General features: G+C 61.7%; 16 protein-coding genes. 5 read left to right on the top strand and 11 right to left on the bottom strand.

Annotation, left to right across the window (positions count from 1 at the left end; translation table 11 throughout):
- Window positions 1–516 precede the first annotated feature (516 nt).
- Window positions 517–1,098 (top strand): TlpA family protein disulfide reductase, encoded by a 582-nt coding sequence (locus tag BUS42_RS46680; protein WP_074315327.1) that lies wholly within the window; start codon window positions 517–519, stop codon window positions 1,096–1,098.
- A gap of 107 nt (window positions 1,099–1,205) precedes the next feature.
- A complete protein-coding gene (locus BUS42_RS26015; protein ID WP_074311913.1) occupies window positions 1,206–2,063 on the top strand; it encodes a maleylpyruvate isomerase N-terminal domain-containing protein in 858 nt (285 codons plus the stop codon).
- Between the two features lie 112 nt (window positions 2,064–2,175).
- On the opposite strand, the gene BUS42_RS26010 is transcribed toward BUS42_RS26015, so the two are convergent.
- The 7 genes from BUS42_RS26010 to BUS42_RS25980 all read right to left on the bottom strand — a co-directional run bounded on the left by BUS42_RS26010 (window position 2,176) and on the right by BUS42_RS25980 (window position 13,052).
- Window positions 2,176–2,685 (bottom strand): hypothetical protein, encoded by a 510-nt coding sequence (locus BUS42_RS26010; protein ID WP_074311911.1) that lies wholly within the window; start codon window positions 2,683–2,685, stop codon window positions 2,176–2,178.
- 196 nt (window positions 2,686–2,881) lie between these two features.
- Entirely contained in the window at window positions 2,882–3,937 is a 1,056-nt protein-coding gene (locus BUS42_RS26005) for a DUF1559 domain-containing protein (protein ID WP_074311909.1), read from the bottom strand.
- A 1,128-nt stretch (window positions 3,938–5,065) separates the two neighbouring features.
- Window positions 5,066–5,575 (bottom strand): hypothetical protein, encoded by a 510-nt coding sequence (locus BUS42_RS26000; protein ID WP_074311907.1) that lies wholly within the window; start codon window positions 5,573–5,575, stop codon window positions 5,066–5,068.
- A 48-nt stretch (window positions 5,576–5,623) separates the two neighbouring features.
- Window positions 5,624–6,670, bottom strand: a complete 1,047-nt coding sequence (locus BUS42_RS25995; protein ID WP_074311905.1) for a DUF1559 family PulG-like putative transporter — start codon at window positions 6,668–6,670, stop codon at window positions 5,624–5,626.
- A 764-nt stretch (window positions 6,671–7,434) separates the two neighbouring features.
- Entirely contained in the window at window positions 7,435–9,186 is a 1,752-nt protein-coding gene (locus tag BUS42_RS25990; protein ID WP_083670021.1) for an IS1634 family transposase, read from the bottom strand.
- Between the two features lie 735 nt (window positions 9,187–9,921).
- Window positions 9,922–11,739 carry a hypothetical protein gene (locus BUS42_RS25985; RefSeq protein ID WP_074311903.1) on the bottom strand — a complete coding sequence of 606 codons (1,818 nt, stop codon included), beginning with the start codon at window positions 11,737–11,739 and terminating at the stop codon, window positions 9,922–9,924.
- A gap of 11 nt (window positions 11,740–11,750) precedes the next feature.
- Complete coding sequence (locus BUS42_RS25980; RefSeq protein WP_143206513.1) at window positions 11,751–13,052, bottom strand: agmatinase family protein; 1,302 nt, start codon at window positions 13,050–13,052, stop codon at window positions 11,751–11,753.
- A 685-nt stretch (window positions 13,053–13,737) separates the two neighbouring features.
- Between BUS42_RS25980 and BUS42_RS25975 the strand changes: the two genes are divergently transcribed.
- From BUS42_RS25975 to BUS42_RS25965, 3 genes are all read left to right on the top strand, one after another.
- The gene (locus tag BUS42_RS25975; protein WP_143206512.1) at window positions 13,738–15,159 is read left to right on the top strand and encodes a carbohydrate porin; all 1,422 of its coding nucleotides are present in this window, start codon (window positions 13,738–13,740) and stop codon (window positions 15,157–15,159) included.
- A gap of 299 nt (window positions 15,160–15,458) precedes the next feature.
- Window positions 15,459–16,826: a transposase gene (locus BUS42_RS25970; protein ID WP_074304734.1), complete on the top strand. Its 1,368-nt coding sequence runs from the start codon at window positions 15,459–15,461 to the stop codon at window positions 16,824–16,826.
- 234 nt (window positions 16,827–17,060) lie between these two features.
- Window positions 17,061–18,614: a DUF3843 family protein gene (locus BUS42_RS25965; RefSeq protein ID WP_074311901.1), complete on the top strand. Its 1,554-nt coding sequence runs from the start codon at window positions 17,061–17,063 to the stop codon at window positions 18,612–18,614.
- 251 nt (window positions 18,615–18,865) lie between these two features.
- Here BUS42_RS25965 and BUS42_RS25960 read toward each other — a convergent pair whose 3' ends face one another.
- Genes BUS42_RS25960 through coxB form a run of 4 tightly spaced genes read right to left on the bottom strand, consistent with a single transcriptional unit; the run spans window position 18,866 to window position 22,419 of the window.
- On the bottom strand, window positions 18,866–19,177 hold the full coding sequence (locus BUS42_RS25960) for a cytochrome C oxidase subunit IV family protein (protein ID WP_074311899.1): 312 nt from the start codon (window positions 19,175–19,177) through the stop codon (window positions 18,866–18,868).
- The gene (locus tag BUS42_RS25955) at window positions 19,174–19,872 is read right to left on the bottom strand and encodes a cytochrome c oxidase subunit 3 (protein ID WP_254053800.1); all 699 of its coding nucleotides are present in this window, start codon (window positions 19,870–19,872) and stop codon (window positions 19,174–19,176) included. Before BUS42_RS25955 ends, BUS42_RS25960 begins: the two co-directional genes overlap by 4 nt.
- On the bottom strand, window positions 19,853–21,475 hold the full coding sequence (gene ctaD / locus BUS42_RS25950; RefSeq protein ID WP_074311895.1) for a cytochrome c oxidase subunit I: 1,623 nt from the start codon (window positions 21,473–21,475) through the stop codon (window positions 19,853–19,855). The genes BUS42_RS25955 and ctaD overlap by 20 nt, the downstream gene beginning before the upstream one ends.
- Window positions 21,472–22,419 (bottom strand): cytochrome c oxidase subunit II, encoded by a 948-nt coding sequence (gene coxB / locus BUS42_RS25945; RefSeq protein WP_074311893.1) that lies wholly within the window; start codon window positions 22,417–22,419, stop codon window positions 21,472–21,474. Before coxB ends, ctaD begins: the two co-directional genes overlap by 4 nt.
- Window positions 22,420–22,470: the final 51 nt, after the last annotated feature.

Here is a 22,470-nt window from a genome sequence, read left to right as displayed (position 1 = left end):
GACGAGCTCACGGCGCCGGACGCGAATTCACCAAGGGGCCGCTACCGAGCGCTGCTGGAAAAGGTCGAAACGGCAACGCCGCGCAATCCCCAGTTCCACGTCGGCCGTTTCCTCGAGCTCGCCGAGGCGGTCCCTGAGGATCGTGTGGCCGTTGACGCCTGGATCTGGATCGTGACGAACGGCTTCGATGGTCCTGCTTTCTGGCGTGCCGTCGACCGGCTCGCGGAACCGGAACACGTCAAGACGATCAAGGTAGGTCATGCGGCCCTGAGCGTAAGCCATTCGGTATCACCTGCGGCCGAGAAACTCCTCCGCGCAGTCCTCGAGAAAAACGACGACCATGCCGTCAGAGGCCTCGCTTGCCTGGCGCTCGGGCAGTATCTCAAGAACCAGGCCGAGAGGCTCCAAGGAATGGCTGATCCCGAGAAAGCCAAGGAGTGGGAGCGTCTCTTCCTCGAGAACGGTTCCACGAAGGAAAACATCGCCCGGTTTCTCGCGAACAACCCCGACAACCTGATGAAAGAGGCCGAGGTCGTTTTCGAGCGCACGGCCAGGGAGTTCGGCGAAGTTCCCCACGCCCGCAACGAGAACCTCGGGCAAGCCGCCGGTGCCGAGCTGAACGAGATCCGCAACCTCTGCGTCGGCAAGCCGGCGCCCGAGATCGAAGGGGAGGACGCCGACGGCACGCGGATCCGACTGAGCGACTTCCGGGGCAAGGTGACCGTCATTTCCTTCTGGGCCGACTGGTGCCGATCATGCAGCGTCATGTACAAAGACGAGAACGCAATCAGAGCGCGAATGCAGGGCAGGCCGTTCACCTTGCTCGGCGTCAACAGCGACGACGACCGGGGCAAGCTCAAGGAATTGATCAAGCAGGAGGGCCTCACCTGGCGGTCATGGTGGGACGGCGGCGGGAACGCCAACACGCCAGGGCCGATCGCACGCCGGTACAACGTCCACCACTGGCCAACGCTCTACGTCCTTGATCACCACGGTATCATCCGCCACAAATACCTCGGCATCCCCGACCCCCTGAAGCTGAATGCCGCGATCGACGCCCTCGTCAAGGCCGCGGAAGGACAGGCCGATGTCCCATAAATCCACAATAAACCTTCACACGCCTCCCACGTCAAACCACCCGCCCGAACCCGAACACCGTGAGGTCTGTCAGGGTCGTGGAACCCGAAAAACGAGGGAGCAACCCGATGAAATCGCCCGCGCCGATCCTCGTCTCACACCTGTTCCGCGAACTGGATGGGCATCTCCTCGACCTGCTGCGTTCGCTCGCACCTGAGGATTGGAACCGGCCCACCGTCTGCTCGGCCTGGTCCGTGAAAGACATCAGTTCGCACCTGCTCGACTCGGCGCTGCGCAGGCTCTCGATCCAGCGTGACGGCTACATCCCACCGCACGCGCCCGAGGGCTTCGACTCCTACACGGAGCTCGTCGCTTACCTGAATCGGCTGAACGCCGAATGGACCGCGGCCACGGCCCGACTGAGCCCGACGGTCTTGATTGGGCTGTTGGAGAAGGCCACGGCCGAGCTTGCGGATCTCTTCGAGTCAACCGACCCGTTGGCGCGAGCCTGCTTTTCGGTGGCCTGGGCGGGCGAGTCGGAATCGCTCATGGGGTTCGACCTCGCGCGCGAATTCACCGAACGCTGGCATCACCAGCGGCAGATTGCCGATGCCGTCGATCGTCCCACCCCGATTGATGAGCGGCGGTTCTATTACCCGGTTCTCGATACATTCATGCGAGCACTGCCGCATACCTACCGTGACGTCAAGGCCCCGGCAGGAACGTTCGTCTCGATCCGGGTCGTCGGTGACTCAGGGGGCGATTGGTTCCTCCGACGAGAGGAGAACGCCTGGTGTTTGATCGCAGCGGTCGATGAGAACCAGAATCCCGATTCGGTCGTCACGATCGACCAGGCGATCGCCTGGAAGTTGCTCACGAAGCGAACCGACCGGGCAACGGCCCGCGCCCGATTTCCAACCCTCCGGATCGATGGCGAACCGGCCTACGGCGAGCCGGTGCTCGAGATGGTTTCGATCATGGCCTGAAGCGGAAAACCAGAAAAAAGGGGCGAAGCCAACCGGGAGCCCGCGCTCCCGGTTGGCTTCGCCCCCCACTCGATTTCCGATCCAGGGGAGGGCAGGAGAGACCTAACCCCGCTCAGTCCTTGAGGTCGAAGGTGAGCGTGTTGGTCTCGGCCTTCACCTCGACCTCGATGTCGCTTGTCGACGCGATCTGATACTTTCCCGGGAGAACGCTTTTCATCTTCTTGAGGGCATTGGCTTGGAGATGCTGGGGGATGACCGCATAGGAAACCCCCTTCTTCTTCCCCTCGGCATCCGCTTGCGACTGGATCGCATCGGCATCGAGCTCGCGATCATCGACGGTCACCTTGTATTTCCCGGGAATCGCCCCGTCGCTGGGGCTCAACGTCGTCAAGACAAATTCACCGTTTTCGACCTTTCCCCCGGCCGGGCGCCCGTCCGGATCGTTGGGCTGGAAGTTGATGGCCGCCTTTTTGACCGGCACTCCTTTGTAGGTCACCTTGCCGGTGACGGGGTATCGGGCGGAGAGCCCGCTGTCATCGCCGCAACCGGGGCTGATGACGACCAGAGCCGCAAACGCGACCGACCAACGGGTACGGGCCGACAGTATTCGAGAAACGAACATAAGAAGAAGACTCCCCGCGGCGTCGAGCGTCTCGCTCGGACCTGATTTCGGAAGATCGACCAGCGACCAAGGTCGCTCCAGCAATGGTCGAGCCGGGCTCGGAGCAGAGGCCTGCCTGATCCCTCCGCTCCGATCCACTCCGATCGGAGTCGCCCCCGCTCGCCATGGAGGTGGCGGCCGCCAGAGCCAGCGCGACTCAGTAGGAGTCGGAGCTCACGACCTCGCCGCCATTGCGGCTGCCAATCGCCGCGTAGGTGACGCGACTGATGGAATTCTTGATGAAGTGGACCGAGCCGTCGGCGAAGACAAAGTTCGCCCCGCCGGGGTGCCGGCTCTTGAATCCTCGGGCCGCGTAGCTGAACCGACAGTTCCAGTTGGTCGAGCCCCACTTGTCCACGCACGCGGAATCGCGCTGATTGGTCTTCCAGTTGATCGGGATCGTGGTGCCGGCCGCGGCCCCGGTGAAACTAAAGAAGTCATTGTTGGCGTCTTCATCGGGTAGTCCTTCACCGACGAAGATCGTGTTGCTCGTGCCATCGGTGACCGATGCGATCGAGGCGACCCCACCGGTCGTATAGTCCGAGAACCCGCGCATCGTCCCCCCGTTATTATTCGTGCCCCAGAAGCCGTCCAGACCGATCTGGGGAACGGTTCCGGCGGCGGTTTCCCAAGGATTGGCGCCGGAGAGCGGGAGGACGGCGTAGTTGTCGCCGAAGCTCATCAGGTAGTTCGTCACGGGGACGAGTTGTTCCGTCGTGGAGCCCGGGCGGAAGGGAGCCACCGTGATCGAGGTCGAGCCGTTCGGCCCTTTGTACGGGACGAAACCGACGGGAGCCTGCCCCTGTCCGTCGGACGGGCAGAGGAAGCTGGCGATCGACGTGTACCAGACCGTCGCCAAGCTCGGACCACTCAGCGTGTTCGACAGACCAAAATTGATCGCATTGTACTGGTTCCCCGCCTCCATATAGGACAGCATCAGCGGACGCCAGCTCATTCCGTTGCTGCCGAGCCCTAACGTCTGAAACCCGTCTTTAATCGCCCCGGGAGGAAACACGCTATTCGTGCTGATGTAGTTGTGAGTCGCCAACCCGATTTGCTTGAGGTTATTGACGCATTGAGTCCGCCGAGCGGCCTCACGAGCGGCTTGGACGGCCGGAAGTAAAAGTGCGATCAAGACCGCGATGATCGCGATGACCACCAGCAGCTCGATCAGGGTGAAACCTTGCTTCCGCGAGCAACGATGAGCGTTCATGAACAGAACTCCGTGCTTGACAGGAATTGCGGGCAGAGATGCGATAACGTCAGTTGATGCACCTATATCGATTTCGCGAGCAGGTGTGCCGCCGCAAACGAAGAAACATCTCTGCGCAAGGGGATCGTTTGCCGAAGCCCGGGGCCGCTTGCCCCATGAAGCCGACATCGACAAACCCAGACGAGACAGAAAGCGTCGAAGAACACCGACACTGCCGTGACTGAGCAAAGACCTAATAAATTCGTACTTCTTACTGATGCGGCATGGACGAGAACGAAAGCGACAGAGAGACAGGATGAGAGACTCTTTATTTAGCGACCCAAGACTTCGAGTGTCAAGAAGTTTCCGATAAGAAACCACGAAATCTTGTCGGCTTCTGATTTCGGTTGAGACGAACCATGATTTTTCCAAGCACCCGAACACATCAAGAGAATTGATCGCATTCCTTGATCGTTGCGGATCGCGTCCGTGACATCCATCCAAGCCCGCGCCACGGAGTGCGGCCGCCCGGATCACGGCCTCCGATCAAGCCCGCTATCACCCATGCAACCCGAGGCCGAGCCAATCACCCGAGCCGGTCGAGTCAGTCGCAAGGGCCCCTGGGATCGTTGTGAAACCCCACTCAGTTCAAAATCCCCCTGGGATCCATCGTTTTCCGCGGAACTTCGCTGGGGAACTCGACTTCATCCATTCAAGGACCACGGGGGACGGAGATCGATCAACAAATGAAGCCAGCTTGCCGTCAAGTCATTTCCACCGACTCACACATGCAATTCTCGGACCTACCCTGCGACTCGACCCAAAAAACCCGAATTGACTGGTTTCTTCCCAGGATTTCGGGCATTTGACCGCTGCGTATGCTTGAGAACCGGGCAACGACAACTGTCGTGGCACGTGTAAACCGAACCGCGGTGACGTCGATGGAGAACGTTGAGAACCGACCTTCCTCCTCATCGGAAAAAGTGAAGGCCTTTCGTCACCTCCGAGGTGACACGAAAGAAGGGTTTGCTTCCGAATGCTCCCTACCGCGGTTCCAGAAAACGGGCCCGGCCCATCCATCGGAGGATGGATGGGCCGGGCCCGTTGCTCTTGATCGTCGAGTCGACCGAAACGCGAAGGGTACCGCCCTCAGTCCTTCAACTCCAGGCCGATCGTGTTGGACTGGGCCTTAACTTCGACCTCGAGGTCGGACGTGGACGAGATTTGATACTTGCCGGGGAGGGTGCTTTTCAAACTCTTGAGGGCATTCGCCTGCAGTTCTTGGGGGATTGCCGTGTAGGTGACGCCTTTCTTCTTGGCCACGGCATCGGCCTCGGAGCGCATCGCATCGGCATCAAGCTGCCGATCATCAATGGTCACCTTGTATTTTCCGGGGAGCGCTCCATCGTTGGGGTTCAAGGTGGTCAACTCAAAATGCCCATCCTCGACCGTCCCTCCGGCCGGGTGGCCGTTGGGATCGTTGGGGACGAAGTTGATCACCGCCTTTTTGATCGGTTCTCCTTTGTAGGTCACCTTGCCAGTGACCGGGTAGCGGGCCGCGAGACCGCCGTCATCGCCGCAACCGGGGACCATGACGATCACGGCCGCAAGCGCCGCGGACAGGACAGGGCAGATCGGCAAGACTCGGCGAATCGACATAGCAGAGAATCCTCCGAGGGGTCGAGGGATGGCAAGCGACAGAGCCGATCAGTAGGAGTCGGAGCTGATGACCTCGCCGCCGTTGCGACTGCCAAGCGCCGCATACGTGATCCGATTGATGGAGTTCTTGATGAAGTGGACCGAGCCATCGGCAAAGAGGAAGTTCGCGCCCCCGGAATGTCGGCTCTTGAATCCTCGAGCGGCGTAGCTGAACCGGCAGTTCCAGTTGGTCGAGCCCCACTTGTCCACGCACGCGGAATCGCGCTGATTGGTCTTCCAGTTGATCGGGACCGTGGTGCCGGCCGCGGCCCCGGTGAAGCTCCAGAAGTCGTTGTTGGCATCCTCGTCGGGCAGTCCTTCACCGACGAAGATCGTGTTGCTCGTGCCGTCGGTGACCGACGCGATTGTGGCGATCCCACCGGTCGAATAGTCCGAGAACCCGCGCATCGTCCCCCCGTTATTATTCGTGCCCCAGAAGCCGTCCAGGCCGATCCGGGGAACGGTTCCGGCGGTGGTTTCCCAAGGGTTGGCGCCGGAGAGCGGGAGGATGGCGTAGTTGTCGCCGAAGCTCATCAGGTAGTTCGACACGGGGACGAGCTGCCCTGACGTCGTACCGGGTCGGAACGGGGCCACCGTCACCGAGGTCGAGCCGTTCGGCCCCATGTACGGAACGAAGCCGACGGGGCTCTGCCCGAGACCGTCGGACGGGCAGAGGAAGCTGGCGATCGTCGTATACCAGATCGTCGCCAAGCTCGGGCCGTTCTGATTGGCATAGAGACTAAAATTAATCATATTGTACTGGTTGGTTGCCTCCATGTGAGCCAGGATCAAGGGACGCCAGTTCATGCCGTTGCTGTTGAGATTCCAGCCGCCCTTGATCGCCCCGGGCGGGAACAACTCGTTCGAGCTGAGATAATTGTGAGTCGCCAACCCGATTTGCTTGAGGTTATTGACGCACTGAGCCCTTCGGGCCGCCTCGCGAGCCGCCTGGACGGCCGGGAGCAAAAGCGCGATCAGGACCGCGATGATCGCGATGACCACCAGGAGCTCGATCAGGGTAAAGCCTGACTTCTTCAAGCGACGAAAGCACATCATGATTACAGCTCCACGCCTATCGTCAACGACGATCCGGACCGACAACGACGCCATTGACACATCAAGTGTCGAAAGGATTGGCACGCTGCCGATTGTCAGGAAACCTCTCTGCGGATGGGGGGATCTGCTTCTCTCCAGATGGGGAGAAGCTCTACGATCGATGTCCGAGACGCTGACCCCGTCTCGCCCAGATCGACAAACCAGGACGAGGCCGATATGCCGAAGAGCACAGACAGAGCCGCGACAGAGCGTAATACCCTAATGAATTCGCACTGATCCGGACTGACACCGTGTTGAGATCAACGCAAAAGGAACGGAAATGGGAGACTTTCTATTTAGCGGCTCATCGCTTCGACTGTCAAGAAATTTCCCATAAGAATCCGCGAAACTCTGTTAACCACTGATCTCCGTTGCGTGAACATTGGTGTCCCCACATAGCTCCTCATCCCGATCGAGATTCCCACCTCAGCGAAAACTGCAACTCCTTTTAAATCCTTCATTTACGGCCGCCCTTCGTGCGCCGCCCACCTGGATCAGGGCCACCGACCAAGCCGACGGAATCGCTTGCAACTCCCGACCGAGTCGAGCCTGAATGAAACATGAGTCTTTACAAGTCTATTCAATTTCAATTTGTTAAATCAACGAATTCCTAAGAACTAAGGCATTCGCAATCCCATCAACAATGCCCCCACTGGCGAGCGTTCCCAGCCTACGTTCCGCACATCTCTGGTTCATTATCTCCGAATTTCCGGCGGCCTGCAATTTCAGCGATCGTAGGCCGTCGCCATGCCAAGCAGGTTCAGAATCTGGCGTTGCAACTTGGAGAGCTCGGTCGTGAATTCCACTGGCGCTTGCCCCTCCACGATCAGCTGATGACGCTGCACCTCCTCGAACAAATCAATCACCCGACGTGCCGTCGGGCGATGGCACGCTCGACCTTCCGGGTACAGAGGCACACTCTTCACACCATCGCGTTTCATCGCCGCACGCAGTTCCCGCTCCAGCAGCGCCTCGGTCAACAGGGCCAAGAAATAGACGCAAAGCAGCGACTGGATCCGCCCCACGTTCTGCAGGTACACGGGAGCCACTTCGAAGTCTGTCTTGAGTTGCGAAAACCGCTTCTCGATTACCGGCTGACGCTTGTATGCTAATAGCAATTCTTCCTCAGTAAGCAATAACTCGTTGGTGATTAGGGGAAAGACACCGTCGACGCACATTTCCGCCGCGAGAGCAACATGGTCGATGCGGTAAGTCAATGCGATGCGAACGGTCTCCTCTTTCACGTAGCGCGTCTTGTCGTTGGGACGGCCACGCCCCTCCTGACGGTAAGTTTCCTCCCGTTTTTCCACGACTTCGACTGTGATCCACCGGGCCAAGTCCCGCGGCTCCAGGATGGCCGCGACCGCCTCCTTGACCTTTCCGAGTTGGCGATAGCGGCTACGCGGCGAGCTGAGTTTTAACCGCAGTTCCGACAACGCCAGCAACGCACGCTCCACTTGCTGATGACGTGATGATGCGTCGACTTCCGCTTTCCGTGTGCTGTGACACCAGATCAGACGGTAGCCCTCGGCACTGAGGGTCGCCTGGTCGGCCACGCTGTAGCGTTCCAGGAGAACTCCCTTCTCATCCCGCTTCTCATGGATCGGCTTCCAGGTCACCTGGTCCTGGTACAACAACGCGCGGAATTCGCCATCTTCGGAGCGGGTACGAGGCAGGATGCTCAGGAATCGGCCGCCGTGCTGGTGCAGGTAAGCCATGTTCTCGGCGGTGGCGAGCTTGCAGTCGGCCACATAGAGAAAGTCCCGTCGCCCGGTCAACTGGCACAGCAGGTCCCAGGTGGCACGATGAGTGCGGTCGTCGGTGGTATTCCCGCTTTCGACGCGGAAGTGAACCGGTACGCCGCCATCGCGAGTGACGGTCAGGACGTAGAGCAGTTGTTTGAGGTCAGGGCGATGATCCTTGTTGTGCCCCCAGGTAATGGCCTGGGTCTTCTGGCCCCGCATCAGGTCCTCTTGGGCCGCCTCGCGATAGTCGCCGTGGAAGGTGATTGTGGTCGAGTCGTTATGGAGTTCGTCCAATGCGACGTTGAACTCCGCCACGGCATGGGTGGCGACGGCCAGGGTGAACGAGGGGACATTGGCGTCGAAGAGTCGGTCGAGACAACGTCCGACGCGGTCGTCGTTCCAGTGGGGCAGTTGGGCCGGGGTCAGAGCGAACCACTCGGCGGGGTGGCGACTCGCCCATTGGCCGACGCCATACATGGGTTCACGGGAGACGAGAAGGTTCTTGAGCAAGAGAAGGAGGCCGGTGGAGGTGGCGATCTTTTGGCGGGCATCCTCGGGGGGAAGGTATTGGCGGAGGAAGTCATCCAGTCGAAGTCGGCGGATGATCCGATCGAGGATGGGAAGGGCGCCGAGCCGGAAGGACTTGAGGGACTGACCGCCGGTGTGGGCCGCCTCGCCGGGACTGAGATCGGGAGCGGGATTCGACTGGCGCGGTCGTTTTTGTTCTGGCATGGACCATGGCCTCGAGAGGGATCAAATCGTCCTCGACATGCCCGCGATTGGCGACAGGCGTCGGGTTGTGATTCCCGTCGGCATGATTGTCCGAGAGTCGAGCGGGTCAAGGTGGAAAATTTTGTTGACTTGCAGAAATAATTACGCCTTGACGTAAGTCTAGGCCCGCAAGACTTACGTCAAAAGCGAATCCTCAAGTTTGACTCCGAAAGGAGGCAGGGAACGGTTGGGACATTGCCTTGCATGGGAAACAAGCGAAGAATCGATGGGGAACGATCACGATGGGTTGGCGGGACGAGGAGGCGTGATGTGAGCAAGTCAGTGGCGGAGATCATGGAAGGAGCGGGTCGCGGGAGCCAATACATCAGCGTATGCCAGAAATAGCAGGAGGTGAAAATTCCGAGAAATTGCAGGCGAGATGTGCGGAACGTATGTTCCCAGGGGCGGGTGGGCAACGCCGATCATGAGGCGACCGCATGCGGAACCCAATCGGGTTCACGATTGTCACTTTGTGGTGTGCGCGGAATGGGAACGGATGCGATGCAACGCAGCCAACCCGCCTTCGCCCCCGCTTTGGGGATCAGGTCAAGAGGGTCCGCGAGGCGGTTCCGATCGGTCGGATCGTCGCAGGCTCGGCGAAGTGAGCCAAGGGAGAAATGGCCTTTGATGGCGCGAGACGCAGGTGTCCGCAATCCAAAAAAGGTGTTAAGCGGGTTGGGATTTGGCACGGTTTCTTCAGATCAGACTCGCCTGGAGATCGCCAGGAAGGGCCATTTCCGCTTCCCCCCGCGTCCAGCCTAGCCGATCCCTGACCACGTCATAGAACCCGCTGCGCGAGACGTCCTGGCCTTGCAGACGGCTCGCCAGGATGTCGGCCCCGATCAGCCCTTCGCTCAGCGTGAAGAGCCCGTCGGTGAGGACGAGGTCGTAATTCCCCCAACGGCTGCGGTACAGCCCCTTGCGGTCCCAGCGCACGGCCGAGTCGAAGCCCTCCACGAGCCCGAACAAGGGGAAGAGTCCGCCGTAGATCCGAGCCAGGTCGCAGCAGACCGACGCGAAGTGGGTGATGTCGGGCCCGTGCCACTCGGTCCGTAAGGGGCGGGGGATCAGGCCGAAGAGATTCGCGAGTCCGAGACGGGTTGGCCCCTTGAATCGGGCGAGGCTGATCAGCGGCGTGCCGCGAAGCTCCATCAGGGCGGACGGTACGAAATCCGCAAGCTCGGGATGCCGGAGCGTGACGTCTCCAAGGGCCGCACGGACCTCCTCCGCCGGCGTGCAAGCGCCGTCCCACCACGCCTCGGTCACGTTCAGGTATTGGGCCCCATGTCGGGCGATCACCTCCGCCAGCCCGGTCCGTCGCAGGAATTCAACATCTTGCTGCCGGACCCAGGTGCGGTGCCGCTCAGTGCCGGCCTCCCAGTCGATTTCCACGCCGCCCAGATTCCGGCTGCTGGTATGCCCCTCCAGCAGCACGGCCCGGCCGGGCAGGGCGCCGAGCAGGAGGTCCAGCGCGGCCGGCCCCGTATAGGTCCCTTGTGCGTAGCCGTGCCAGGTGACTTTCACCAGATAATGCTCGGCGCGGGGGAGCACCCGCGCGAGGATTTCGGAGAGCGCGGCGGAGTCCCGGGCCCGCGCGACGCATCCCGTCCGCGGCACGATGACGGCCTCGCCCGTCGGCGTCCAGCCTTCGCCGGACCACAACGACCCCGGGGACGGTTCGGGTTGGTGCCTGGCGGAAGGGACCCGGACCGCCTGGCGGCTCCGTTTCTCCTGCCAGAGGCGGAGCACGCGCTGTTCGAGCCAGGCGAGGATCGCCGGGTGATCCCCCGGCGGTTCGAGCAGACGCCAGCCCGTCGCCTCGGGGTACTCCCGTTGATGGTCTTCGAGCATGACTCTTGCATAGTCGCAGAGTTCGCCGTCCCACTGCCGCTGGGGCAGGAGGAGCCAGTCGAGCGGCTCGCGCATGCAGCGCCCCAGGGCCTCCTTGAGGAACGGCTGCGCATGACGCACGTAGCCGACCGCTCCCAGCCTCAGACCGGCCTGCTCCCAGAGCAGACGCATCAGTCGGTACGAGTCGGCGCGGGTGGCGGGGTCGCCCTGGCCGTCGGCGACCAGCAGGAGCCCGGCCTGCACCGGCGAGGCCCGCCGATCCTCCAAGGCCTTGAGGACCTGACCGGCGAAACAGTCGACGAGCAGGGGATGCGTGGGATCGACCGTATCGTGATGGATCGAGACCCCGGGGTACCGGCGTCGTGCGGCGCCCACCTCCTCGCCCAGCGTCGTACGCTGCCAGATGTTCAAGTCGAACGCCGCCGGCAGCACGAAGAGGAGCGAGGCCTCATCGCCAACCAGCCGGTCGATCACCCGACCCAGGTGGTGCTCACCCGGGTCGTCCGTCGATCGCCCAGGCAGGCAGGCGAGATCGACCCGGATGGGCACGCCGAGGGTACGCTCCGCGAACGCCCGGAGGCTCGCGGCCTGGGCTTTCGTGGACGCCCAGGCCGCCTCCGCTGGCGAAAGATCGGTCGCGAGGATGAAAACCGTTGTCGTCACGTCTCACCCGGTCAGAGCTTCAGCCGGCCGCCGATGCGGCCGTTCTTGGCCAAGGTGCCGATCACGTCCATCATGAGCCGGACGCCCATCAGCGACGTGACGTCCGAGATGTCGTACGGCGGCGAGACCTCGCAGACCTCCATGGCGACGATCCCCTCCTTCGCGATGCCGTTGACGAGCTTGAGCGCCTCGCGGGGGAGCAATCCGCCCGGCTCGGGCCAGCCCGTCCCGGGGACGAATCCCGCGTCGAGCGTGTCGATATCGAACGACAGGTAGACAGCGCTCGCCCCCTTCCACGCGATTTCCAGGGCGATCTCGATGGTCTTGTCGATCCCGATCTTCTCGATGTCGTTGACGGTCAGGATCGTCGTGCCGCGGTCCCGCCCCACCTTCACGCCGGCGCGGGGCACCTGCCAACCTCCGATCCCCAGTTGCACCAGGTTCGACGGCGGGCAATTCGGGATGTTGGTCGCGTGGAACCACGGACAGGTGTGCATAATCTCGTCCATGTCCTTCTCCTGTGTGTCCACGTGACGGTCGAGGTGGATGATCCCCACCTTCCCCTCGACGCATTGCGCGACCGCGCGGGCGATGGGATAGCCGATCGAGTGGTCACCGCCCATGATCATCGGCAGCGTGCCGTGCGACAGGATGTGCGCGATGCCCTTGGTGATCTGGTCGTGACCTTTGGTGATGTTGGCCGGGCAGAAGATGTCGCCGACGTCGCACATCGCGAGCGTCTCGCTCAGGTCGATCCCGTGCTCATAGCTGTATTTCTGGTACAGCGCCGAGATCCGCCGCATCCCCTGCGGCCCGAACCTGGTGCCCGAGCGGAAGGTACAGCCGATGTCGAACGGCACCCCCACGAACGCGACGTCGTATTCGCCCACCTTGCGGACGTCCTCGACGTACGGCAGTTTCAGGAAGGTATTGATGCCCGACCAGTGCGGCGAGCTTCCGCGCTGGAAGCAACTGATGTCGGACTTGTCCTGGATCGAATCGGCAGGCTCCAGGCCCAGTTCCTTGATCCGACGCATCTCCTTCTCGTGGTAGGCCGAGGGCAATGTGCCCTCGGCCTTCTGGGCCTGCATCCCGGCGTATTGGCTCAGATCGGGGAGTGGGCGATCATGTTGGCGGCGATTCGGTGCATGCCGCTTGTAGAGTTGGGCCGCATTGAGCTTGGGGTCCGCGCCGGCATTCGTTTCCTGCCCCGAGGCCGGGGCCGCCTCCAGGCCCCCCAGGGCCGCCGCGGCCGCGGCCGCTCCCAGGAAATCGCGCCGTTTCATCTCGCCCGACGAATCCGATCCACTCATGGTCCTGCGCCCCCTGTAGGAACCTCGTTACTGGTTCGGTGGCCGGAACCTAAGTCGTTGGTCACGGTTTTCCTTGATTTTCTGAGGGTTGACCGCAGCCAAGCAATGGCCGCTACACAGATGGACGTGAACTTCCGTTGAATGGCATGCGGCCCTGGGCGGCACGGGTTGGCATGGCCCCGCCACCCATCAGAATTCAAGTAAAACCGTGGCCGGCCGCTTAGACACAGGATGAACCCGTGTTGATTGCGCCGCGATCGATGACCGTGAAGTCTACATCGGGAAAGTGATTGTGTGTTCCGACCCCCACGCAGGGGACAATTTAGGCGACGAGTAGTGCCGACGCAAGGATCAGTCGTGAAAACGCGTTGAATTTCCGAACTTAGATGGGGTATCGAGAGCGTCTCACATCAGTGCGTTCGCCTACTCTCACCCGATCCCTGCCACCGAACCCATGCCGGCACGAACTGGCTTCACGGTCCATCCTGCGGCGCAATTCGCGATTTCCGACTCGGGACGCTCGTTCGTCGGGCCGTTTCTGCCGATAATTTCGATACGACCGCGAGATTGAACGGCTGCCCTCGGGCGAACCGGGTGCTCATCCGTCGTCAGCCCGCGACATGAGCTTTTGGAGGAGGAGGGCCAAGCCCGGATCAAAAGGCCGCCGGGAATCGACGAGGATTTCATGATCAGGGTTGGCTGCCACAAGTGGAGATGGGTCGTTCTCCTGCCTGGCGTTCTGGTCCTCCTCGCCCTCTCATCGACCCGCGCGAAGGCGCAGAACGCCGTCATCATCCCGGGGCTGCCCGGGGCGAATCTCCCGGCCGGTGCGAGGCCGGCGCCGACGGCCTGGCCGTACACGGACCTGCCCGGCGGGAAATCAGCGACAACGACCGAGCCGCCAACCGAAACGACAGAGCGCCCGACGCCGGCCGCTCCGTCCTATTTCCTCATGGGAAACGGGTTCGGCTTGCGCGACGCCCTGTTCGAGAAGGGGATCGATCTCCGCACCAACCTCTCGCAGTTCTACCAGGGAACGACGAGCGGAGGCCTCCGCCAGTCCTTCCCCTACGGGCTCAAGTTCGACTACTTCGGCACCATCGAAGCCGAGAAACTCTTCGGTTGGGAAGGGCTGTTCGTCAACCTCCACGGAGAGAGCCGATTCGGGCAGAGTGTCAACCGCGACACCGGCTCCCTGATCCCCGCGAACTTCGCGATGGAGTTTCCCAAGCCGACGGGAAGCGCCTCGGCCCTGACCAACTTGCAGGTCGAGCAGTTCCTGGGGCCCGATTTCGTCGTCACTTTCGGCAAGCTCAACGCCGCCGACGGCGTCAATATCCATCCCTTCCTGGGCGGTAACGGCATCAATCGCTTCATGAATGAAGCGTTCGTCCTCAGCCCGATCTACGGCCACACGATTCCTTACTCAACCCCGGGCGCGGGCTTCAGTTACCTCCGGGAATACGACCCGGTCTTCACTTTCCTCGTCCTCGACTCGAGCGGCAGCCCCGACACGAGTGGCCTGAGCCGAATGTTCCGCAATGGCGCGACCATGTTCGCCAGCCTTCGCTTGCCTGTGACGCCCTTCGGCTTGCCCGGTCACCAGACCTTGGAAATGGCCTTTGCGACCGGCAAGTTCAGCCCACTCACCGAGGACGATTACGTCATCCTACCCCAGTCAGTGACGAATTCGCTTCGACGTAACGGCGAATACGTGCTCACGTACGGATTCGATCAGTTTATCGTCGTCGACGCCGAGACCCCCAACAAGGGTTGGGGGATCTTCGGGAACGCGAGTCTCGCCAATGGGCAGACCAATCCGATCCACTGGCTCCTCAACCTCGGGGCCGGCGGCGCCAGCCCGCTGCCCGGCCGCGCCGCGGACTCGTTCGGCGTGGGCTATTACTACCTGGGGACCAGTCGCGTCCTTCAGGATGCGCTCCGGACGGTCGCTCCGGTCCGCAACGACCAGGGCTTCGAACTCTACTATAACGCGGTGATCACCAATGGGTTCACCCTGGCGGCCGACGTCCAGGCCATTGATCCCGCGCAATTCGACGCCCGGTCGTCGTTCCTTTTCGGTCTGCGGGCGAAGATCGACTTCTAAGCACGTGGACCTGGTTTTTCTTTGTATTGAATCATGTGCAAGCCCTGGGTGCCACGGGTTGTACCCAACCCGTGAGCCAAACACCTGGGCTTTCGTTCACGGGTTGGGTACAACCCGTGGCACCCAACGTCAGTAACTCGGCGTCGTCAACAACGGATGTAACTCTCACCGGACCAGAGAATTACTGCCGCTCCGTGGCTGCGGTTCGTTCGAGAGAAGGGGGGGCAAAAAATCGCCGTTCTTCGTCATGATGGGTGCGGCTAGCAACCGGCACTCACCTGGATTGAGGAAGAACGGCGATGAAGGCAGCTCGGACGCTGCAAGGCTTGCAGCAACCGCAGTCGTTGATCGGCTATGTCCGACAGTTTCTCACCCCGACGGTCTGGAAGCAAGCCCGAGGGGTTGTTCCTCAAAGGCGGTCGGCGCCGCGGTGGGATCTCCAGCCACTGGTCGTGGTCATGCTCGCCATGACCTGGGCCACCGGCGACTCCGAGTCCGAGAGGTTTGAGAAGGCCCGGGGATACTACGTCGCCTGCCATGAGTCGCGAAGACGCCCGGGAAAGACCCTCGTCGGCTTCCAGAAAGCGATGCGACGCGTCCCCATGCGACAACTCAGGGCGTTGGCCGCGGGGGTTCGGCAACAGATCCACGCCCGACTGGGGTCGCGGCGGATTGTCGACGGCTTCGAGCCGATGGGCTGCGACGGCTCGCGGATCGAGTGCCCCCGCACCCCCGAGTTGGAACGGGGACTCGGGCAGGCCGGCAAGAACGACGCGGCCCCCAACGTCTGGCTGACGGCGTTCGTCCACTTGCCCACGGGACTGCTTTGGTCGTGGCGACTCGGCCCGGGCACCGCGGCCGAGCAAGAGCATTTGAGGCACTTGCTCGCCACCCTCTCGCCCGAGGCCCTGATCGTCTGCGACGCCGCTTATATGGGCTTCGATCTGGTCCGGGCGATCCTCGGTGTCAAGCGATCGTTCCTGTTCCGGATGTCGTCGCGGGTCGACCTCTACACCCTCGAAGTGGCGAACCTGGAGGATTGGACCGAAGGCCCTGTCTTGTACTGGCCGAACTATGTCCAGAAGAAAGGGGAAGCGCCGATCCAATGCCGCTTGATCCGGATCCCGGCCAAGGGCAAGGGTAAGGGGTCGGTCAAACGCGACGTCTGGCTCCTGACCGACGTCCTCGACCCAGCCCGGATGTCGGCGGCGACGGCCGCCAAATTCTACCGCTGGAGATGGCGTAATGAAGGACTATTTCGCACATACAAGCGTATAATCAATAAATTGAAACTCGCTAGCCGCACGGTGGCCTTGGTGCATCGCGAGGCCGAGTTGTCACTGCTGGCCACGCAGATCCTCCTGGCGCATGCCGACCTGGCGCTTCGGCCGGCGTCGGCGTCGGCGACCGATGGCCCAGTGATCAGCCCCCGCAAAGTTCTGATCGAGATCCGCAAGGAGATCGACGCGGCCGTGAAACCCAAGGCCAAGTGTTACCACAAGCGACTCGCGGGCTGCCGCGCCGGGTGCCGGAAGCAGAAGAGCCCGAAAGCCACACGCAAGTGGCCTCGTCGCAAACCGCATAAGCCGCCGAAACCGCCTGTGCTCCACACCCTGACTCAGGAACAGAAAGCCTTGCTAAACAAGCACATGAGTGCAGTAGGATGAGGCATCAGTAATCGACGTTGCGTGGCACCCAACGGCGATTGCGTTACCGTGGTCACTCGAACCGCTCAAAGGCTCGATTCCGCTCGGCCTCCGACATACCGCTGACACCTACCCTGCTGAGGCGTCTGGCCACATTTGCACCTTTGAGGCGGAATCGGGGAGAATCGGCGGGAATGCTGGCGACGAAGTTCTTGACCCCAACCCTGTCCTAAAATCGCCCAAGGAACAGGTCCGATGTCGAAGTTGCAGTTCCGTCCCGAAGGCTTCGAGGGCTCCGTGGAGGACTACCTCCCCGGAATCCAGACCGCGCTGGTGCGAACCTTGACCAGGACACAGAAGGACTTAACCCATGACACGCTGAAGATCGCCCGTCCCCACCTCAAAACGCTCGCGGCGATCCTGGTCGAGTTTGCCGAGGACCTCCATTGCGGGATCGGCATCTGGCACAGCCTTGAGCAATATCACCGCGATTTCTTCGGCACACCTCTGCCCCTGATCCCGGAGGTGGAAGCCAATCGCCCCCCGGAAGAGATTTCGCCTCGCCGCGTCCGGCACCTCCTCTACGTCCTCTATCCCCGGATGATCCCCGACCTGATTATCGCCCCCGAACACGTCGATTTGCTCCGCGTGGCGGATGCCGTGGCCGGGTCCTTGCGGGAGCAGTTCGCCGACCTCCCGAGGGACTCGGGCATCAGGCACTTCCTCGGGACGCCCGATGATTATGGCTGGGAGGTCAAGCGGAAGTTGATCTGGCTGGGCACCCGGTCGTATCTCTTCCGCACCTTCTTCGAGCGTTACGTCGAGGAACAGGAGGCCAAGCCCTCGGAGATCGCCGTCATCGACGACTTCCTCTGCCAGCAATGCACTGAATGGTCGGGGCTGGGGGCGCTGGAGATCCTCGCGAGCGTCCTGGACCTCCCACCGGAGCGGCGAACCGACCTGCTTTCATGGTCCGAGCGGCACAACGCCATATACGAGGTCCTCTCGGGCACCAAGGAGCGGATCGAGGTCCTGAACGTGATCAACGATCGCAAGTATCGCGTCCGCATGAGCCTGGATCGGAACCCGTTCCCGCGAGGCTGCTTCATTCAAGGCAGCCTGGTGCCCTGGGGTGGCGAATGGTACTGGTCCGGGAAGCAAAAGACATTCGATCGCCTGGACGCGGCGACGATCGCCCAGTTGAGGCGGGACTATCGCATGCTGCCCGCCATCTATTACCGCTACAGCCCGGAGGATCTAAAGAAGGCGCGGGAGCTTGTCCACCGTCAATATGAGGAGTTCGTGACGCGGCACGGCGAGGACTGGGTCGCCTACCCCGACGGGCTGGCGATGGCCGCCGACTGGCAAAAGACGGCGAAGGAGAAGATCGCCTCGCTTTCGCCCCGAGACCAGGAACAGGTCATGAAGAAGCACGGGTTGAAGTCGCCATCACCCGCGATGAATCTCCCTCGCGAATTACTGGATTCGAAGGACGGCATCGGAGTCTACTTCAACCCCGAGGAGGGGATGGAGATCATCCAGGACTTCGTCGACCTCCTCGCGGGGCTCAAGAAGAAGGGGACAGGCCTGACGCCCAGTGAGGAGGGGGTAATCCGGGGATGGATCTTGAGCGAGAGCATCAGTCCGGGCTTTGTCCGTCGCCTGGCGGGAGATCACGGCGTCGAGTCGATCAAGGCTGTCTTCCTGCTGGGTAAGCACGAAGAGGATTATGTGATGGAATACCTGATGCGGCGATACAAGGGGAAGTTCTATCGGCCGAAGTATCCGACCCTGACCCTGGTGAACTGATCGAGTGGGCCCTCGGGTCGATTCATCCGGCACCTCCATCGGTCCGGGTTGATTACGTTTGCCTTAGCGTCGCCTGACGGAGACGAGGGGCGACGACGACGGGACTTGCTCGGCCGACATCATCGAGAGTGCGGGAGACCCCAAATACCGGGCAACTCAACACCAAAAAAGCGAGGGAACCGCGGACTTCTCGGTGGTCCGCGGTTCCCTCGGTCGGGGAACGAAGAATCCCAAAGGATTCGATCAGGTGGTCACTTCCCGAGGATGCCGAGCATGCCTCGGGTGAAGTAGTCGTTCAGGGTGTACGTGATCATGATCCCGAGCCAGAGGAACGAAGCCCCGGCGAAGACCCAGACCAGGCGTTCGCTGTAGTACACGTGCATGAAGATCAGGGCGATCATCAGCGCCTTGGCCACGGCGATGGCCATCGTCACCGGGAAGTTGAACGATCCCAGGTCGATGAAGGCAAACCCAACCGTGGCCACGAGCAAGACCATCAGCGCGGCGTAGACCGCGTAGTAGGTCGATTTCGGGAGAACGTGCGGAGTTGTATGTGCACTCATTTGTGGAGGTCGATCAGATAAAGGAGCGGGAAGAGAAAGACCCACACCAGGTCGACGAAGTGCCAGTAGAGCCCGGTCAGCTCCAACGGCGTGAAGTAGTCAGGGGTGTACTTACCGCGCTGGGCCTGCACGGCCAGGATTCCCATGATGATGATCCCGATGATCATGTGGAACGCGTGCAGGCCGGTCATGAAGAAGTAGAAGACGAAGTAGAGTTGCGCGTGCTGAGCCAAGGTGGCCGGGGCATCAGCCGGCAGCTTCAAAGCGGCCGGGTTGAAGTGGGCTCCAGGGAACAGGTGCTTCTCGAACTCTTCGTAGTACTCGAAGGACTTGATCCCGAGAAAGCTGGTCGCCAGGATCATCGTCGCGATCAGATAGCGAACTTGCCCCTTACGATCCCCCGTCTGCCCGGCCCGCACGGCCAAGGCCATGGTCAGGCTGCTGGTCAGGAGAACGAAGGTGTTGAAAGTCCCCAGCGTGATGTCGAGCTGCCGGCTGGCCAGCGCGAACCCGTGAGACGCGTCGGTGAACCGGTAGACGCAGAACCCCAGGAACAGACCACCGAAGAACATCACTTCGGTGGCCAGGAAGGTCCACATCCCCAGGGTCGAGCTCTCGAGCTGCTGACCCATATCCTCAAAATGCGAGGCCAGGCGGCTGTTGGGTTGTCGGGCTTCAGCTAAGCTCACGGTCATACTCCCTGAGCGGATAGTCGTAGGGCCGCTCCGGCGCAACCGGGGGCTCGTCGAAGTTGTGGACGGAAGGGGGCGACGGAATCTGCCATTCCAGGCCCGCAGCCCCCCAAGGGTTCGGCCCGGCTTCCTTGCCGATCCAGAGCGAGAGCACCAGGTAGACCAAGGGAAGCATGTAGCCAACCGCCAGGATCGAGGCCCCCGCGGTGGACATGACGTTGAGCACCTGGTACTCGGGCGGATACTCGTAGTAGCGCCTCGGCATCCCCAAGTAGCCGAGCACGAACTGCGGGAAGAAGGTCAGGTTGAACCCGAGGAACACGGTGAGCGCGGCCAGCTTGCCCCAGATCTCCGGATACATCCGGCCGGTGATCTTGGGCCACCAGAAGTGGATGCCGCCGAGGTAGCCCATCACCGCGCCTCCCACCATGATGTAGTGGAAGTGGGCCACGACGAAGTAGGTGTCGTGGACGTGGACGTCAACCGCCAGCGAGGCGAGCATCAGGCCCGTCAGGCCGCCGATCGTGAACAGGCCGATGAAGCCGAGGGCGTAGAGCATCGGCGTGCTGCCCGAGACGGTCCCCTTGTACAGGGTCGCGGTCCAGTTGAAGACCTTGACCGCGGACGGGATCGCCACCAGGTAGCTGAGGATCGAGAAGATCATCCCGCCGTACATCGACTGGCCGCTCACGAACATATGGTGGCCCCAGACCAAGAAGCCGAGGAGCGCGATGCCCATCATCGCGACGGCCATTGTGTGATAGCCGAACACCGGGCGCTTCGTGAAGCAGGGGACGATTTCGTTGATCACGCCGAACGACGGCAAGAGCATGATGTAGACGGCCGGGTGCGAGTAGAACCAGAACAGGTGCTGGAAGAGGATCGGGTCCCCTCCGAGCTTCGGGTCGAAGATCCCGAACCCAAAGAACCGTTCCAGGCCCACCAGGGCGATCGTCACGGCGAGCACCGGGGTCCCCAGAATCATGATCACGCTGGTCGCATAATGCGCCCAGACGAACAAGGGGAGCTTGCCCCAGGTCATCCCCGGAGCGCGCATCTTGTGGATCGTGACGATGAAGTTGAGGCCGGTGAAGATCGACGAGAACCCGACGATGAACACCCCCACCGCGGCCGACATGACCTGGGTGTTCGAGAACATACTGCTGTACGGGGTGTAGAACGTCCAGCCGGTGTCGACGCCTCCGGTCAGCAAGGACCAGATCGTGAACAGGCCGCCGAGCATGTAGATGTACCAGCTCGCCAGGTTCATCCTCGGGAACGCCAGGTCGCGCGCTCCGATCATGATCGGGATCAGAAAGTTACCGAGCACGGCCGGGATCGACGGGACCAGGAAGAAGAAGACCATGATCACGCCGTGCGCGGTGAACAGCTTGTTGTAGTCCTCGGCCTGGACGACGTCCCCTTGGGGGGTCATCAGCTCGAGCCGCACAAGCGTGGCCGCCGCGCCGCCGAGGAAGAAGAATAGCGTGATCGAAAGCATGTACAGCAGACCGATCCGCTTATGGTCGGTCGTCAGCAGCCACGACCGCACGCTCTGCCCGGCCGTCAGATAGTTCGGCTGGGGCTCGGCCCCTTGGGCGCTCATTTCTCCACCCTCTCGTTCTTGCGACCAAGCGCCTTGATGTAAGCAATGATCTTGAGCAACTCGTCCTCCTTGATCCGCCCTTGGTAAGTCGGCATCACCGGTTTATAACCGGCCACGACCTGCGACGCGGGCAGAAGGATCGAGTCGCGGAGATAGCGTTCGTCGGCGGTCACGATCGTTCCCCCGTCCAGGGGGACCGAGTGGCCGTAAACTCCGTCGAGCAAGGGGGCCCGGACCGTCGAGTTCACGCCATGACAACCATTGCAGCCGTACGATTTGAACAGTTGCTCGCCTGATGTGGCCATCGGCGTCGTCGAGGGGCCGGTTTCCAGCCAGCGCTGATAGTCGGCCGGTTCCATGACGACGACCCAGCCGATCATCCCCGAGTGTTTGGTCCCGCAATACTCCGCGCAGTACAAGTGGAACTTGCCGACCTTGTCGGGTTGGAACCACATCGAAGTAAAGCGGCCGGGCACGGCATCCTGCTTCACGCGGAACGCCGGCACGTAGAAGCTATGAATCACATCCTGCGAACTCAGCAACAGCTTGACCGGTTGCCCAAGCGGAATGTGGAGCTCGTTGATCTCGCGCTTGCCCCCCGGATGCTCGATCTGCCACATCCACTGCCGGCCCATGGCGTAAACCTCGGGGGCATTGGGCGGGACCTGGAACATCTGGTAGTAGACCACCGTCCCCACGACGAAAATCATCATCGAGATCGCCAGGGGCACCCCGATCCAGACCACCTCGAGCAGGTGGTTCGACGACACCGGGTTCGACCGGTCCGCCCGCGACCCCTTGCGGTACTTGGTCGCGTAGAACAGGATCAGGAAGCAGATCAGGGCCGTAAAGGCGAGGCAGATCGCCAGCTCGAAGAAAAAGACCGCATCCACCCGCCAAGCAATGGCGGTGGCCCGATCCGGGAATAGAGGGAAGTCCCACATGACTCGACAGAATCCTCGATGGCTTAGGCCGGCCAAAACGGCCGGCCCCAC

This window comes from Singulisphaera sp. GP187 (assembly GCF_900129635.1).
Taxonomy (GTDB): Bacteria; Planctomycetota; Planctomycetia; order Isosphaerales; family Isosphaeraceae; genus Singulisphaera.
The sequence above is the reverse complement of the archived record's forward strand: the minus strand, read 5'-3'. Positions and strand labels throughout refer to the sequence as shown.

What these genes read in the sequence shown, in the direction of transcription:
- BUS42_RS25995 (WP_074311905.1), bottom strand. Translation starts at nt 6,670, where the DNA reads ATGATGTGCTTTCGTCGCTTGAAGAAGTCAGGCTTTACCCTGATCGAG.
- BUS42_RS26005 (WP_074311909.1), bottom strand. Translation starts at nt 3,937, where the DNA reads ATGAACGCTCATCGTTGCTCGCGGAAGCAAGGTTTCACCCTGATCGAG.
- BUS42_RS25970 (WP_074304734.1), top strand. Translation starts at nt 15,459, where the DNA reads ATGAAGGCAGCTCGGACGCTGCAAGGCTTGCAGCAACCGCAGTCGTTG.
- BUS42_RS25960 (WP_074311899.1), bottom strand. Translation starts at nt 19,177, where the DNA reads ATGAGTGCACATACAACTCCGCACGTTCTCCCGAAATCGACCTACTAC.
- BUS42_RS25955 (WP_254053800.1), bottom strand. Translation starts at nt 19,872, where the DNA reads ATGACCGTGAGCTTAGCTGAAGCCCGACAACCCAACAGCCGCCTGGCC.
- BUS42_RS26010 (WP_074311911.1), bottom strand. Translation starts at nt 2,685, where the DNA reads ATGTTCGTTTCTCGAATACTGTCGGCCCGTACCCGTTGGTCGGTCGCG.
- BUS42_RS25975 (WP_143206512.1), top strand. Translation starts at nt 13,738, where the DNA reads ATGATCAGGGTTGGCTGCCACAAGTGGAGATGGGTCGTTCTCCTGCCT.
- ctaD (WP_074311895.1), bottom strand. Translation starts at nt 21,475, where the DNA reads ATGAGCGCCCAAGGGGCCGAGCCCCAGCCGAACTATCTGACGGCCGGG.
- BUS42_RS25990 (WP_083670021.1), bottom strand. Translation starts at nt 9,186, where the DNA reads ATGCCAGAACAAAAACGACCGCGCCAGTCGAATCCCGCTCCCGATCTC.
- coxB (WP_074311893.1), bottom strand. Translation starts at nt 22,419, where the DNA reads ATGTGGGACTTCCCTCTATTCCCGGATCGGGCCACCGCCATTGCTTGG.
- BUS42_RS46680 (WP_074315327.1), top strand. Translation starts at nt 517, where the DNA reads ATGAAAGAGGCCGAGGTCGTTTTCGAGCGCACGGCCAGGGAGTTCGGC.
- BUS42_RS26000 (WP_074311907.1), bottom strand. Translation starts at nt 5,575, where the DNA reads ATGTCGATTCGCCGAGTCTTGCCGATCTGCCCTGTCCTGTCCGCGGCG.
- BUS42_RS25980 (WP_143206513.1), bottom strand. Translation starts at nt 13,052, where the DNA reads ATGAGTGGATCGGATTCGTCGGGCGAGATGAAACGGCGCGATTTCCTG.
- BUS42_RS26015 (WP_074311913.1), top strand. Translation starts at nt 1,206, where the DNA reads ATGAAATCGCCCGCGCCGATCCTCGTCTCACACCTGTTCCGCGAACTG.
- BUS42_RS25965 (WP_074311901.1), top strand. Translation starts at nt 17,061, where the DNA reads ATGTCGAAGTTGCAGTTCCGTCCCGAAGGCTTCGAGGGCTCCGTGGAG.